Annotated in this window: 12 protein-coding genes and 1 pseudogene; 2 read left to right on the top strand and 11 right to left on the bottom strand. The window is 67.7% G+C overall.

Going from position 1 to position 12912, the window contains the following annotated elements; genetic code table 11:
• Nucleotides 1-2: 2 nt before the first annotated feature.
• The 5 genes from ACGFX9_RS07975 to ACGFX9_RS07995 form a co-directional block, all read right to left on the bottom strand.
• Nucleotides 3-956, bottom strand: a complete 954-nt coding sequence (locus ACGFX9_RS07975) for a helix-turn-helix transcriptional regulator (RefSeq protein ID WP_393466520.1) — start codon at nt 954-956, stop codon at nt 3-5.
• 139 nt (nt 957-1095) lie between these two features.
• Nucleotides 1096-1470, bottom strand: a complete 375-nt coding sequence (locus ACGFX9_RS07980; RefSeq protein WP_393466523.1) for an FKBP-type peptidyl-prolyl cis-trans isomerase — start codon at nt 1468-1470, stop codon at nt 1096-1098.
• A 44-nt stretch (nt 1471-1514) separates the two neighbouring features.
• Nucleotides 1515-2516: an FKBP-type peptidyl-prolyl cis-trans isomerase gene (locus tag ACGFX9_RS07985; protein ID WP_393468279.1), complete on the bottom strand. Its 1002-nt coding sequence runs from the start codon at nt 2514-2516 to the stop codon at nt 1515-1517.
• A gap of 130 nt (nt 2517-2646) precedes the next feature.
• Nucleotides 2647-4008 carry a Pup--protein ligase gene (pafA, locus tag ACGFX9_RS07990; RefSeq protein ID WP_135334215.1) on the bottom strand — a complete coding sequence of 454 codons (1362 nt, stop codon included), beginning with the start codon at nt 4006-4008 and terminating at the stop codon, nt 2647-2649.
• A 9-nt stretch (nt 4009-4017) separates the two neighbouring features.
• Nucleotides 4018-5277: an MFS transporter gene (locus ACGFX9_RS07995; protein WP_393466526.1), complete on the bottom strand. Its 1260-nt coding sequence runs from the start codon at nt 5275-5277 to the stop codon at nt 4018-4020.
• Between the two features lie 133 nt (nt 5278-5410).
• Here ACGFX9_RS07995 and ACGFX9_RS08000 point away from each other — a divergent pair, with 133 nt between their 5' ends.
• On the top strand, nt 5411-6436 hold the full coding sequence (locus ACGFX9_RS08000) for a LacI family DNA-binding transcriptional regulator (RefSeq protein WP_393466530.1): 1026 nt from the start codon (nt 5411-5413) through the stop codon (nt 6434-6436).
• Nucleotides 6437-6505: 69 nt separating this feature from the next.
• Here ACGFX9_RS08000 and prcA read toward each other — a convergent pair whose 3' ends face one another.
• The 6 genes and pseudogenes from prcA to arc form a co-directional block, all read right to left on the bottom strand.
• Nucleotides 6506-7312, bottom strand: a complete 807-nt coding sequence (gene prcA / locus ACGFX9_RS08005; RefSeq protein WP_393466534.1) for a proteasome subunit alpha — start codon at nt 7310-7312, stop codon at nt 6506-6508.
• Between the two features lie 53 nt (nt 7313-7365).
• The gene (gene prcB, locus ACGFX9_RS08010) at nt 7366-8211 is read right to left on the bottom strand and encodes a proteasome subunit beta (RefSeq protein ID WP_393466537.1); all 846 of its coding nucleotides are present in this window, start codon (nt 8209-8211) and stop codon (nt 7366-7368) included.
• A pseudogene (locus ACGFX9_RS08015) lies at nt 8163-8365 on the bottom strand (endonuclease domain-containing protein); the annotation flags it as partial. The pseudogene ACGFX9_RS08015 and the gene prcB, both read right to left, overlap by 49 nt.
• A 127-nt stretch (nt 8366-8492) precedes the next feature.
• Complete coding sequence (locus ACGFX9_RS08020) at nt 8493-8711, bottom strand: ubiquitin-like protein Pup (RefSeq protein WP_160503981.1); 219 nt, start codon at nt 8709-8711, stop codon at nt 8493-8495.
• 124 nt (nt 8712-8835) lie between these two features.
• Nucleotides 8836-10347 carry a depupylase/deamidase Dop gene (gene dop, locus ACGFX9_RS08025; protein WP_393466541.1) on the bottom strand — a complete coding sequence of 504 codons (1512 nt, stop codon included), beginning with the start codon at nt 10345-10347 and terminating at the stop codon, nt 8836-8838.
• A 213-nt stretch (nt 10348-10560) separates the two neighbouring features.
• Entirely contained in the window at nt 10561-12327 is a 1767-nt protein-coding gene (gene arc / locus ACGFX9_RS08030) for a proteasome ATPase (protein ID WP_361834188.1), read from the bottom strand.
• A 254-nt stretch (nt 12328-12581) separates the two neighbouring features.
• On the opposite strand from arc, the gene ACGFX9_RS08035 reads away from it, so the two are divergent.
• Entirely contained in the window at nt 12582-12896 is a 315-nt protein-coding gene (locus tag ACGFX9_RS08035) for a ferredoxin (RefSeq protein ID WP_393466544.1), read from the top strand.
• Nucleotides 12897-12912 lie beyond the last annotated feature (16 nt).

A 12912-nucleotide genomic window follows, 5' to 3' on the forward strand; every position in this document is an offset into this window, starting at 1 on the left:
CCTCAGCCCTTGGCCACGGCGCGCAGCCGGTCCACGACATCGGCCCGCAGTTCGGCGGGCTCGAGGACCACCACATCGGGCCCGAACTCCACCAGCCAGGCATCGAGCCCGTGCCCGTACGGAATCTCCAACTCGTCCCACCCCTCGCCCACTTCACGTATCCGGGCGGCCTTGGCGCGCAGCGGATAGCCCGCGCCCGTACGGAGTCTGATCAGGGCGGAGCGGTCGGCGCTCTCCCCCGCCCAGCTCGCGACGGTCTCGCGCACCGTGACGACATCGGGGATGCCGACGGTGAACTTACCGGCGCGGGAGCGGACCTTCCCGGTGATGCGGGAGAGCCTGAAGACGCGCTCGGCGCCGCGGTCGCGGTCCCAGCCCGCCAGATACCAGTGGCCACGCCAGCACTCGAGCGCCCACGGCTCGACGTGGCGCGGCTCGGGGCGTGCGGCGGTGGCTTTGCGGTAGTCGAAGACGACGGGGCGGCGGTCCCGGCAGGCGAGCATCAGCGGCTCGAAGGACGCCTCGTGCACGGGGATGCGCGGCTCAAGGGCGCTGTGCGTCCCGTACGGGTCAAGGTCCTCGGGCAGCCCGGCGGCGCGCAGCTTCTGCAGGGCGCCGCTGGCCGCTCCCGCGAGGCGGGCCTGCTGCCAGACCTTGGCGGCGAGGCCGAGCGCCGCGGCTTCCTCGGCGTCGATGGTGATGGGCGGCAGGCGGTTGCTGTCGCGGCGCGCGAGATAGCCGACGTCACCGTCGAGGTTCTCCACGGTCTCGATGACCAGGCCGAGTTCGCGCAGATCGTCCTTGTCGCGCTCGAACATCCGGTTGAAGGAGTCGTCCGACCCGGCTTCCAGGTAGGCCTCGATGGACTCGCGCAGCTCACGCTTGCTGAGCGGCCGCCGCGTCCCCAGCAGACACAGCGCCAGGTTCATCAGCCGCTCGGCCTTGGCAATGGCCATCGACGCCCTTTCTGAACAGTGCTTCCGACCGCTGACCGTACCGCCCCGGGGTGTCGTGGCAAAAGCCGAGGGTCCATGCCGGAACAGGCATGGACCCTTCGGTGGACAGGTCTGATCAGACCCAGGCCCCAGTCGTCGCTCAGGCGCCGACGAGGTCGCAGACGAAGATCAGCGACTCGCCCGGCGCGATGGCGCCGCCACCGGCGCCGCGCTCGCCGTAGGCGAGGTGGGACGGGATGGTGAGCCGGCGGCGCCCGCCGACCTTCATGCCCTGTACGCCCTGGTCCCAGCCGGCGATGACCTGGCCGGCGCCCAGCTGGAACTGGAGCGGCGTGCCGCGGTTCCAGGAGGCGTCGAACTCTTCACCGGTGGAGAAGGCCACGCCCACGTAGTGGACGGAGACGGTGGCACCCGCCTTCGCCACGGGACCGTCGCCCTCCCAGATGTCCACGATCTCCAGGTCGGCCGGGGCCGGACCTTCGGGGAAGTCGATCTCGGGCTTCTCGATGCTCACGTCTGATGCTCCTGCTTTGATACGAATGGCCAGCTGGGACAGTGTTACATCTTCGCGAGGATGTCCACGGTGAAGACCAGCGTGGAGTCCTTCTTGATGGTGCTGCCCTGCGGCGGCTTGTCGCCGTACCCGAGCTCCGGCGGGACGATGACCAGGACGCGGCTGCCGACCTTCTTGCCGGTCAGGCCCTGCGCCCAGCCCTTGACGACCTGCGCCAGCTGGAACGAGGCGAGCTGACCGCTCTTGTACGAGGAGTCGAACTCCTTGCCGTCGGCCCAGAGCACCCCCTTGTACTGGCACAGAAGGCTGTCGGTCTCCTTGATCTCGTCGCCGTCGCCCTCGAGGATGTAGGTCGCGACGAGCTTCTTCGGAGCGTCCTTCTTCGGGACGTCGATCTTGGGGGCCTTGCCGTCCGTGTTCGTACCGACCTTGGGGAGGTCGATGTTGGACTGCGCGACCTCCTTGCCCTTGGCCGAGCTCTTGTTGCTGAAGGTGCCGACCAGGTCGACGACGAACACCAGCGTGTCGGAGCCCTTGATGCCCGCCTGCTTGTTGCCCTCGGTGCCGTAACCCATCTTCGGGGGGATCGCGAGCTGCACGCGGCTGTCGAGCTTCTTGCCGACGAGGGCCTGGTCCCAGCCGGGGATGACCTGACCGACGCCGATCGGGAAGACCGTGGGGTTGCCGCGGTCGTAGGAGTTGTCGAAGACCTTGGCCGTGGCCCAGATCTGGCCGAGGTAGTTGGCCTGGAGGTAGTCGCCCTTCTTGACCTCGGCGCCCTTGCCCTGGACCAGGGTCTTGACCGCGAGGTCGGAGGAAGGCTTGCCGGGCCCCTTGGCGACGGTCGGCTTCTGACCGAACTTCGCCCCCTTCGTGATCTCGGGCAGCGGCCCGTCCACGATCTTCGCCGTCGGCGCGGCCGAGGTCGAGTTGGAAGGGGACGGGCTGTCGCTTGACTTGGCCTTGTCGGCCTTCTTGTCGTCACCACATCCGGCCAGCGTGAGCAGGCCGGCCGGAACGGCAAGGAGAAGTGAGCGTCGGCGCACGGTGGGGGCCTCGTATCGGTCGATCTTGTCGGTTGGCGTGCGCGCAACTCTACGCATGGAGAAGGGCGCCGTACGAGGAACGTACGGCGCCCCGCGTTGCGTTCCCGCAACGCACCTCCTGCATCAGGGGTTACATACCGGCGATCAGTTTCTCCACCCGGTCGTCCACCGACCGGAAGGGGTCCTTGCACAACACCGTGCGCTGTGCCTGGTCATTGAGCTTCAGGTGCACCCAGTCGACCGTGAAGTCGCGGCGCTGCTCCTGGGCCCTGCGGATGAAGTCACCGCGCAGCCGCGCGCGGGTCGTCTGCGGCGGCACCGACTTGCCTTCGAAGATCTTCAAGTCGTTGCAGATACGGGCGGCTTGGCCCTTCCTCTCCAGCAGGTAGTACAGGCCGCGACGGCGGTGGATGTCGTGATACGCGAGGTCTATCTGCGCGACCCGCGGATGCGACATGGTCATGTTGTTCTTCGCGCGGTACCGCTCGATGAGCTTGTACTTCATGACCCAGTCGATCTCGGTGCCGATGCGGTCGAGGTCCTCTGCCTCGATCGCGTCGAGCGTGCGGCCCCACAGCTCCAGGACCTGTTCGACCGTGCCCGTGCGGATGCCGCGGCGCTCCACGAAGTCCACGGCCTTCTCGTAGTACTCGCGCTGCACTTCGAGGGCCGAGGCCTCACGGCCGCTGGCAAGGCGCACCTTGCGGCGGCCCGTGATGTCGTGGCTGACCTCGCGGATCGCCCGGATCGGGTTCTCCAGGGTGAGGTCCCGCATCACCGTGCCCGCCTCGATCATGCGCAGTACGAGGTCGGTGGCGCCGACCTTCAGGAGCATGGTCGTCTCGGACATGTTCGAGTCACCGACGATGACGTGGAGCCTGCGGTAGCGCTCGGCGTCCGCGTGCGGTTCGTCGCGGGTGTTGATGATCGGCCGGGAGCGGGTGGTCGCGGAGGAGACCCCTTCCCAGATGTGCTCGGCACGCTGACTGACGCAGTACACGGCGCCGCGCGGAGTCTGCAGCACCTTGCCCGCGCCGCACAGCAGCTGTCGCGTGACGAGGAAGGGAATGAGGATGTCCGCGAGCCGCGAGAACTCCCCGTGCCGGGCCACCAGATAGTTCTCGTGGCAGCCGTAGGAGTTTCCCGCCGAGTCGGTGTTGTTCTTGAAGAGATAGACGTCGCCCGCGATTCCCTCCTCGTGCAGGCGGCGTTCGGCGTCGACGAGCAGGCCTTCCAGAATGCGCTCGCCCGCTTTGTCGTGCGTGACCAGCTCGGTCACGTTGTCACATTCCGGTGTCGCGTATTCCGGATGTGACCCGACGTCAAGATAGAGGCGGGCGCCGTTCCGCAGAAAGACGTTGCTGCTGCGGCCCCATGACACAACACGGCGGAAGAGGTAGCGCGCCACCTCGTCAGGCGACAGACGGCGCTGTCCCCTAAACGTGCACGTGACGCCGTACTCGTTCTCCAGCCCGAAAATGCGGCGGTCCATGACTGAACATTACGCCTGATGCCCTGCGCTGAAACCGGGTTCGACGGCACCGTTTCGATCATTTTCCGATGAACCCGCAACGACCGCCGAATCAGCGGGGTATGCGAGCGCCCGGCCCGTGGCCAGCAGAACTGTCAGGGCGGCCACGCCCGCGAGCCCCGGAACGGCGAAGCCCCACACGGTCCCGCCCCACTCGACGACCGGCCCCGCGGCGGCCGTTCCGAGCGACGCGCCGACGGTGAACGTGGTCACGAGCCAGGAGAACGCCTCGGTGACGGTGCCCCTCGGGGCGTGCCGGTCGACGATGATGAACGCGCACGCGAGCGCCGGCGCGAGAAAGACCCCCGCGACCCCCGCGAGCACCGTCATGGCGACGGCGCCGGGTGTCAGCGTCAACGGCCAGTAGCAGAGGGCGAGCAGGGCCACCAGGACGGTGAGTCGCTTCTCCGGTACGCCGCTCCACTGCCGCGCGCCGTACACGGAGCCGCCGATGAGGGCGCCGAGGCCCAGGGCCGCCATCATCCACCCGTACACCGCGTCGCCGCCGTTGCTGTCGGCGTAGCTGACGCCGGCCACGGTGATCGAGCCGAGCGCCATGCCGATGAAGAGGAACGCGCCGAGCAGCGCGAGGAGCCCCGGCGAGCGCAGCGCGCCGAGCCAGTGCGCCTCACGCGGCGCCGAACGCCACGCGCGCGAGGGCTGCGACACCACTACGGAGAGGGCGCCAAGGAGGCCGATGGCGTTCACGACGAGCAGCGCGGCCTGCTCCGACCAGAGCGCGGCGCAGCCGGTGATGAGCAAGGGGCCCACGGTGAACATGACTTCCTGGGCGATGGCGTCCATGGCGTACGCCGTGTGCACCTGCCCCTCCTTGCCGAGCACGCTCGGCCACAGCGCGCGCAGGCCGCCTTCGAGGGGCGGAGTGAAGAGACCCGCCACGCCCACCGCGGCGTATGCGAGGGCCAGCGAGTCGGGGCCGGTGAAGGCGAAGGCCCCCATGCCGAGCGCCGAGAGCACCGCTGCCGGTAGCTGGACGCGCGGCTGGCCGTAGAGGTCCACCAGGCGGCCGAGCAGCGGCTGTCCCACCGCGTTGGCCACGCCGTACACCGCGGCGAGCCCGCCGGCCAGGCTGTACGTCCCGCCCTCGGCGCGGATGAACAGCACGATGGCGATGGCTGCGGTGGCGTTCGGCAGCCGCCCCACCAGCGTGCCCGCGAGCAGCCGCCCGGCATATCTCGTCCGGAGGATCTCCGCGTATCCGGCAGCCATGCTTCCCACCCCTTCGCCCGGTCCGCGCGCACCGAGGTTTTACGTATAACGTCGAGGGTCATACGTACCATGAGCGCTGACCGCGGGTCCACCTCGACGCCGCCCCGCGGCACCGACCTGGGAGGTACCAGTAGTGGCCGGGCCACAGCAGGAGGCCGCAGGGCCACGCCCCACCAGCCGCGACGTCGCACGCGCCGCCGGGGTCTCGCAGGCCACCGTCTCCCTCGTGTTCGGCGAGAAATGGCGCGGGCGCGTCGCCGAGCGCACCGCCGAGCGCGTCCGGGCCACCGCCCAGGAGCTCGGCTACCGCCCCAACCTCGCCGCCCGCAACCTCCGCCTCGGCCGCACCAGAACCGCGCTCCTCGTCGTCCCCGCCCTCACCAACGAATTCTTCGCCCGCGTCTACACCGGAGCCGCCCGCGTCGCCGCCGAGAACGGCTTCGCCGTCGTCCTCTACCCCTCCCCCGAAGGCACAGGCCCCGCCCGCGACCCCTTCGACTCCAGCCGCGCCTCCCTCGACGGCATCCTCGCCTCCTCCATGGCCTCCGACGCCCTCGCCGGCATCCAGGGCGAAACGCTCCCCCTGGTCATGCTCGACAGCGACCCGGCCGGCAGCCTCGGCGCCGCCACCGTCAACCTGGACATCGCCGACGGCATGCGACAGGCCACCGAACATCTGCTCGCCCTGGGACACCACGACTTCCTGCATCTGGCCGCCGACGTCGACTCCTGGACCTTCGACGTACGCTCGGACGCCCTCACGGCGGCTCTCAGGGGCACAGGAGCGGCCGTACGCACCGCGAGGGCGCCCCTGAACGTCGACGACGCCCGCGCGGTCACCGAAGCCGCCCTGGCCACGCCGGGACCCCGGCCCACCGCGCTCGTCTGCGACGACGACATCCTGGCCGCCGGCGCCTGCAAGGCCGCCCGCCGACTGGGGCTTCGCGTACCCGAAGACCTCTCCGTGGCCGGCTTCGACGACCTGACCCTGGCCACCGCGGTGGAACCCGAACTCACCACCGTGCGGCTGCCCGCGGAGCGGTTCGGCGAACGCGGCATGACGTCCCTGCTCGCCGTCCTCGACGGCCGCACGCCCCCGCCCGACACCCTCCCCGTCGAACTGGTGATCCGCGGCTCCACGGCCCCCGCCGCCCGCTAGCGCGCCACGCACACGAACGCCCCGCGCCCCGGCCGCGAGGCCAGGACACGGGGCGTACGAAGCGGCGGACTACTCCTCGGTGGACTCGGAGGCGGACCCTGAGGCGGATCCGGATCCGGAACCGGCATCGGAATCCGGCTCCTCGTTGTCGGACGCGGCGTCCGTGGGCGCCGAAGCGTCGCCCTCCAGAAGACGCGCCAACTGACGGCCCACGATGCGCTTGAACTTGCGCTGCTGCGGCCGCGTACGGTCAAGGACCGCCACCTCAAGGCGCTCCGCGGGGATCTCCCGCTCAGTGCCGTTGGTGTCGCGGGACAGCGACTGCACGGCCAGCTTCAGCGCCTCCGCGAGCGACATCCCGTCGCGGTGCCGCTGATCCAGATACGTACTGATCTGCTCCGCGTTGCCGCCGACCGCGACCGAGCCATGCTCGTCCACGATCGAACCGTCGTGCGGCAGCCGATAGATCTGATCGGCGTCAGCCGTGGCACCGACCTCCGCGACGACCAACTCCACCTCGTACGGCTTCTCCGCCTGGCTCGAGAAGATCGTGCCCAACGTCTGGGCATAGACGTTCGCGAGCCCACGGGCCGTCACATCGTCACGGTCGTACGTATATCCACGAAGGTCGGCGTACCGCACGCCGCCGATCCGGAGATTCTCGTATTCGTTGTACTTGCCGGCGGCGGCGAAGCCGATCCGGTCATAGATCTCGCTGAACTTGTGCAGCGCACGGGACGGGTTCTCGCCGACGAACACAATGCCATCGGCGAACTGCAGCACAACAAGGCTGCGACCACGGGCGATGCCCTTGCGGGCGTATTCCGCCCGGTCGGCCATGGCCTGCTGGGGTGAGACATAGAACGGCGTCGACACCGGCTATCCGTCCCTTTCTGTCAGTGACTCAGTCAGTGGCGAATACGGATCGATCAGAGCAGTGCGGCCCGCGGGCCGTCGGGCTGCTCCAGGCGCCGCTCCAGGATCGAGCGGGCGATCTCGGAAGACTCCTCATCTCCCAGCCTCCGGAAACCCTCATCGGAGATCACAGTCACGATCGGATAGATGCGACGGGCGACATCCGGACCACCCGTCGCCGAGTCGTCGTCCGCAGCGTCGTACAACGCCTGTACGACGAGCGTCGTCGCTTCCTGCTCCGTCAGATCCTTGCGGTAGAGCTTCTTCATCGCACCGCGCGCGAAGACGGAACCGGAGCCGGTGGCCGCGAAGCCGTGCTCCTCGGAACGGCCGCCCGTGACGTCGTACGAGAAGATGCGACCCCTCTCCCGGTCCACGTCATAACCCGCGAAGAGCGGGACAACGGCCAGGCCCTGCATGGCCATTCCGAGGTTCGACCGAATCATCGTCGAGAGACGATTCGCCTTGCCCTCCAGGGAAAGCGTCGCGCCCTCGACCTTCTCGAAGTGCTCCAGCTCCAACTGGAAGAGCTTGACCATCTCCACGGCGAGACCGGCGGTGCCGGCGATGCCGACCGCTGAATACTCGTCAGCCGGGAAGACCTTCTCAATGTCGCGCTGCGCGATGACATTGCCCATGGTCGCCCGGCGGTCACCGGCGAGCACCACGCCACCGGGGAACGTCGTCGCCACGATCGTGGTGCCGTGCGGCGCCTCGATCACACCCTGCGTGGGCGGCAACTGCCGGTTGCCCGGCAGGATGTCGGGCTGGTGCACGGCCAGAAAGTCCATGAAGGACGAGGAACCAGGCGTCAGGAAGGCAGCTGGTAGACGCCCGGTGCTACGAGTGTTGGCTTCCACGCGTTTCCTTCCAGGTAAGTGACGGCCCGACGCAGAGTGTCGGGATCATCTCCCAACTTGCCGATGGCCGAATTGCAGTTGAAGCACAGTACGCCAGGACCCTACCCGCCTCATGACGGTGATCCACATGAACGGCTGGAGCGTTCAAAGAGACCCCCGGGTCCCACCGGAGAGCGTCGCCAGGTCTCCGAGGCGCGGCCGGTCTTGCTCCCACCGGCCTTCGGTCAACCCAGCAACCCCCGTCTCAACCTCCGAATCGAACCTCCGAAGCGAAGGTGAAACTACTCTCCACCCTTCTGAACGAAGGAGCGCACGAAGTCCTCTGCGTTCTCCTCGAGGACATCGTCGATCTCGTCCAGGACGGAGTCCACGTCGTCGCTCAACTTCTCCTGGCGCTCCTTGAGGTCTTCGGAGCCCTGTGCTTCCTCTGTCTGCTCCTCGACCTCCTCGGTGGAACGCGTTGCCTTCTGCTGTCCGCCGCCGGTGTCCTTGGTCGCCATCTACCTCACCCCGCTCGCTCGGTTCGATGCACTTGATCAGACCCTATAAGCCAGGTCTGACATCGGCCCCGTAGTTACTGCAACGTCCGGGGACCACCTCGATGATTCCCACACGCCGGGTCTTTCAGCCTCCGGAGAGCACCCGTACTAGGTCCTCCGCCGTGCGGCAGCGGTCCAGGAGCTCCTTTACGTGGTTGCGTGTCCCGCGCAGCGGCTCCAGGGTGGGCACCCGCTGGAGGGAGTCGCGGCCGGGCAGGTCGAAGATGACCGAGTCCCAGGAGGCCGCGGCCACGTCGTCCGCGTACTGCTCCAGGCACCGGCCGCGGAAGTACGCGCGTGTGTCCTCGGGGGGCTTCGTCTGGGCGCGCTCGACCTGTGGCTCCTCCAGGAGCCGCTTCATCTTGCCGCGGGCCACCAGACGGTTGTAGAGGCCCTTGTCGGGCCGTACGTCCGCGTACTGGAGGTCCACCAGGTGCAACCGCGCCGCGTCCCAGTCGAGGCTGTCACGGCGGCGGTAGCCCTCCATGAGTTCCCGCTTGGCGACCCAGTCGAGCTCTCCGGAGAGGCTCATCGGATCGCTCTCCAGGCGCCCCAGGACGTCTTCCCAGCGGGTGAGGATGTCCTTGGTCTGTTCGTCGGCCTCGGAGCCGTAACGCTCCTCCACGTACTTGCGGGCCAGCTCGAAGTACTCCATCTGGAGCTGGACAGCGGTGAGTGTGCGGCCGCTGCGGAGCGTGACGAGGCGCTTGAGGGTCGGGTCGTGGGAGACCTGGTGCAGGGTGCGCACGGGCTGGTCGACGGCGAGATCCACCGCGATGAAGCCGTCCTCGATCATGGCGAGGACCAGGGAGGTGGTGCCGAGCTTGAGATAGGTCGAGATCTCGGAGAGGTTCGCGTCGCCGATGATGACGTGCAGACGGCGGTACTTCTCGGCGTCGGAGTGCGGCTCGTCCCGGGTGTTGATGATGGGCCGCTTGAGGGTCGTCTCCAGGCCTACCTCGACCTCGAAGTAGTCCGAGCGCTGGCTGAGCTGGAAGCCGTGCTCGTGGCCGTCCTGGCCGATGCCGACGCGGCCCGCGCCGGTGACGACCTGCCGGGAGACGAAGAACGGGGTCAGGTGGCGCACGATGTCCGAGAAGGGGGTCTCCCGCTTCATCAGGTAGTTCTCGTGCGTGCCGTAGGAGGCGCCCTTGTTGTCGGTGTTGTTCTTGTAGAGGTGGATCGGCTGGGCACCCGGGAGCTGCGCGGCGCGTTCGGCCGCCTCCGCCATGATGCGTTCGCCCGCCTTGTCCCACAGGACGGCGTCCCAGGGGTTGGTCACCTCGGGTGAGCTGTATTCGGGGTGCGCGTGGTCCACGTAGAGGCGCGCCCCGTTGGTGAGGATCACATTGGCGAGGCCGATGTCCTCGTCGGTGAGCTGACTGGAGTCGGCGGTCTCACGGGCGAGGTCGAAGCCCCGCGCGTCCCGCAGGGGGTTCTCCTCCTCGAAGTCCCAGCGGGCGCGTCGCGCCCGGTGCATCGCCGCGGCGTAGGCGTTGACGATCTGGGATGAGGTGAGCATGGCATTGGCGTTCGGGTGGCCAGGGACGGAAATGCCGTACTCCGTCTCGATGCCCATTACTCGCCGTACGGTCATGCGGCCCTCCTTGCCCGGCGGCGCTCCCATTCGGGCGCGGCGCTCAAGTACCGCTGGTTCTCCGGTGCGTGTGCGGTGCCCGTCCCCGCACAACGCGACGCGGCGGTACCGAAGAGCCTAGAGCGCCTTTGCCCTGGTGGGGAGATCATTGCCTTCATTGAAAAACAGACGGCCGCGGGTACCCACGAAGGACACCCGCAGCCGCCCTGTCTTCTACAGGTACTGACCGGTGTTCGCCACCGTGTCGATGGAGCGTCCGGTGTCCGCGCCCTGCTTTCCGGTGACGAGCGTACGGATGTAGACGATCCGTTCGCCCTTCTTGCCGGAGATGCGGGCCCAGTCGTCCGGGTTGGTGGTGTTGGGCAGGTCCTCGTTCTCCTTGAACTCGTCGATGCAAGCCTGGAGGAGGTGGGAGACCCTGATGCCCTTCTGGTTGGCGTCGAGGAAGGCCTTGATGGCCATCTTCTTGGCGCGTCCGACGATGTTCTCGATCATGGCGCCGGAGTTGAAGTCCTTGAAGTACAGGACTTCCTTGTCTCCGTTGGCGTACGTCACCTCGAGGAAGCGGTTCTCCTCGGACTCCGCGTACATCTGTTCCACGACGGACTGGATCATGCCGTCCACGGTGGTGCGCCGGTCGGCGCTGTGTTCGGCGAGGTCGTCCGCGTGCAGCGGGAGCCGCTCGGTGAGGTACTTGGCGAAGATGTCCTTCGCCGCCTGGGCGTCCGGGCGCTCGATCTTGATCTTTACGTCGAGTCGTCCGGGGCGCAGGATCGCGGGGTCGATCATGTCCTCGCGGTTGGAGGCGCCGATGACGATGACGTTCTCCAGGCCTTCCACGCCGTCGATCTCGGCGAGCAGCTGGGGGACGATGGTGTTCTCCACGTCCGAGCTGACTCCGGATCCGCGGGTGCGGAAGAGGGATTCCATCTCGTCGAAGAAGACGATGACGGGGGTGCCCTCGCTCGCCTTCTCCCTCGCACGCTGGAAGACCAGGCGGATGTGGCGCTCGGTCTCACCGACGTACTTGTTGAGCAGTTCGGGACCCTTGATGTTGAGGAAGTAGCTCTTCCCCGATGCCTGTCCGGTCACCTCGGCGACCTTCTTGGCAAGGGAGTTGGCGACGGCCTTCGCGATCAGTGTCTTGCCGCAGCCGGGGGGCCCGTACAGCAGGACGCCCTTCGGCGGCCGCAGTTCGTGCTCCCTGAAGAGGTCCGGGTAGAGGTAGGGGAGCTCGACCGCGTCGCGGATCAGTTCGATCTGGTTGCCCAGGCCGCCGATCTGCTCGTAGCCGATGTCCGGAACCTCTTCGAGGACGAGCTCTTCGACCTCGCTCTTGGGAACCACTTCGTAGACGTAGCCGGAGCGGGGTTCGAGCAGGAGTGCGTCGCCGGGGCGGATGGTGACGTCGAGGAGCGGTTCGGCGAGCCGGACCACCCGTTCTTCGTCGGTGTGCCCGACCACCAGGGCACGCTCGCCGTCCTCGAGGATCTCCTTGAGGGTGACGATGTCCCCCACGCTCTCGTACTCCATGGCCTCGACCACGTTGAGCGCTTCGTTGAGCATTACTTCCTGGCCGCGCCTGAGCTCTTCGAGCTCCACGCTGGGGCTGACGTTCACCCGGAGCTTGCGGCCCCCGGTGAAGATGTCCGCCGTGCCGTCCTCGTTCGCCACGAGGAAGACCCCGAAGCCGGCCGGCGGCTGCGCGAGCCGGTCGACTTCCTCCTTGAGGGCCACGATCTGGTCGCGGGCCTCACGGAGCGTGTTGGCGAGCCGCTCGTTCTGTGCGGACACGCCGGCCAGGTTGGTCTGCAGCTCGACGATCCGCTCTTCGAGAATCCTCGTATGACGCGGAGAGTCGGCGAGCTTGCGTCGCAGGACGGCGATTTCCTGCTCGAGATAGGCAACCTGACCGGCGGGGTCTTCAGACCCTCGTCCCGGCCGGATGCCGCGGTTGATGTCGTCGTCGTGGGCTGCCACGGTCCTCACCTCCTCCAAGGGGAGCTGGACGCTTCCAGACCCTACCTGGGTGGGTGTCGATTGAAACCCCTAGATCACAAAGACGGTAGAGGTGTGTCCGATCTTCACCCTTGCGCTCTCCCTCACGTCAAGGGGATACCCACCCAACAACATCGGAAAGCGGGCGGTTGTATCGTCGAAGCGTTCAACACCCGTCAGGGCTGGCCCGACTTGCTGCAAAGTCGGCTCACTCGGCGTGACGATCGGCAGGAGAGATGACCGTGGGAGACGAGGCCGGTACGGGCTCCGAGAGCCGTGATCCGCTGGAGGTCTGGATCGACCAGGACCTCTGCACTGGCGACGGCATCTGCGCGCAGTACGCGCCTGAGGTGTTCGAGCTGGACATCGACGGGCTGGCCTATGTGAAGAGCGGCGAGGACGAGCTGCTGCAGGCTCCGGGCGCCACAACGCCGGTGCCGCTGACGCTTCTGCGCGACGTGGTCGACTCGGCGAAGGAGTGTCCGGGCGACTGCATTCATGTACGCCGCGTTTCGGACAGGGTCGAGGTCTACGGTCCCGACGCGGCCTGAGGCCGCGCGAACTGGC

Origin of the sequence: Streptomyces sp. NPDC048436 (genome assembly GCF_043200355.1) — a bacterium.
Taxonomy (GTDB): domain Bacteria; phylum Actinomycetota; class Actinomycetes; order Streptomycetales; family Streptomycetaceae; genus Streptomyces.

Excerpts from the sequence above, each read along its gene's own strand:
- ACGFX9_RS07975 (WP_393466520.1), bottom strand. The coding sequence starts at position 956 with ATGGCCATTGCCAAGGCCGAGCGGCTGATGAACCTGGCGCTGTGTCTG.
- pafA (WP_135334215.1), bottom strand. The coding sequence starts at position 4,008 with ATGGACCGCCGCATTTTCGGGCTGGAGAACGAGTACGGCGTCACGTGC.
- ACGFX9_RS07995 (WP_393466526.1), bottom strand. The coding sequence starts at position 5,277 with ATGGCTGCCGGATACGCGGAGATCCTCCGGACGAGATATGCCGGGCGG.
- ACGFX9_RS08020 (WP_160503981.1), bottom strand. The coding sequence starts at position 8,711 with ATGGCGACCAAGGACACCGGCGGCGGACAGCAGAAGGCAACGCGTTCC.
- dop (WP_393466541.1), bottom strand. The coding sequence starts at position 10,347 with ATGACCGTACGGCGAGTAATGGGCATCGAGACGGAGTACGGCATTTCC.
- ACGFX9_RS08035 (WP_393466544.1), top strand. The coding sequence starts at position 12,582 with ATGACCGTGGGAGACGAGGCCGGTACGGGCTCCGAGAGCCGTGATCCG.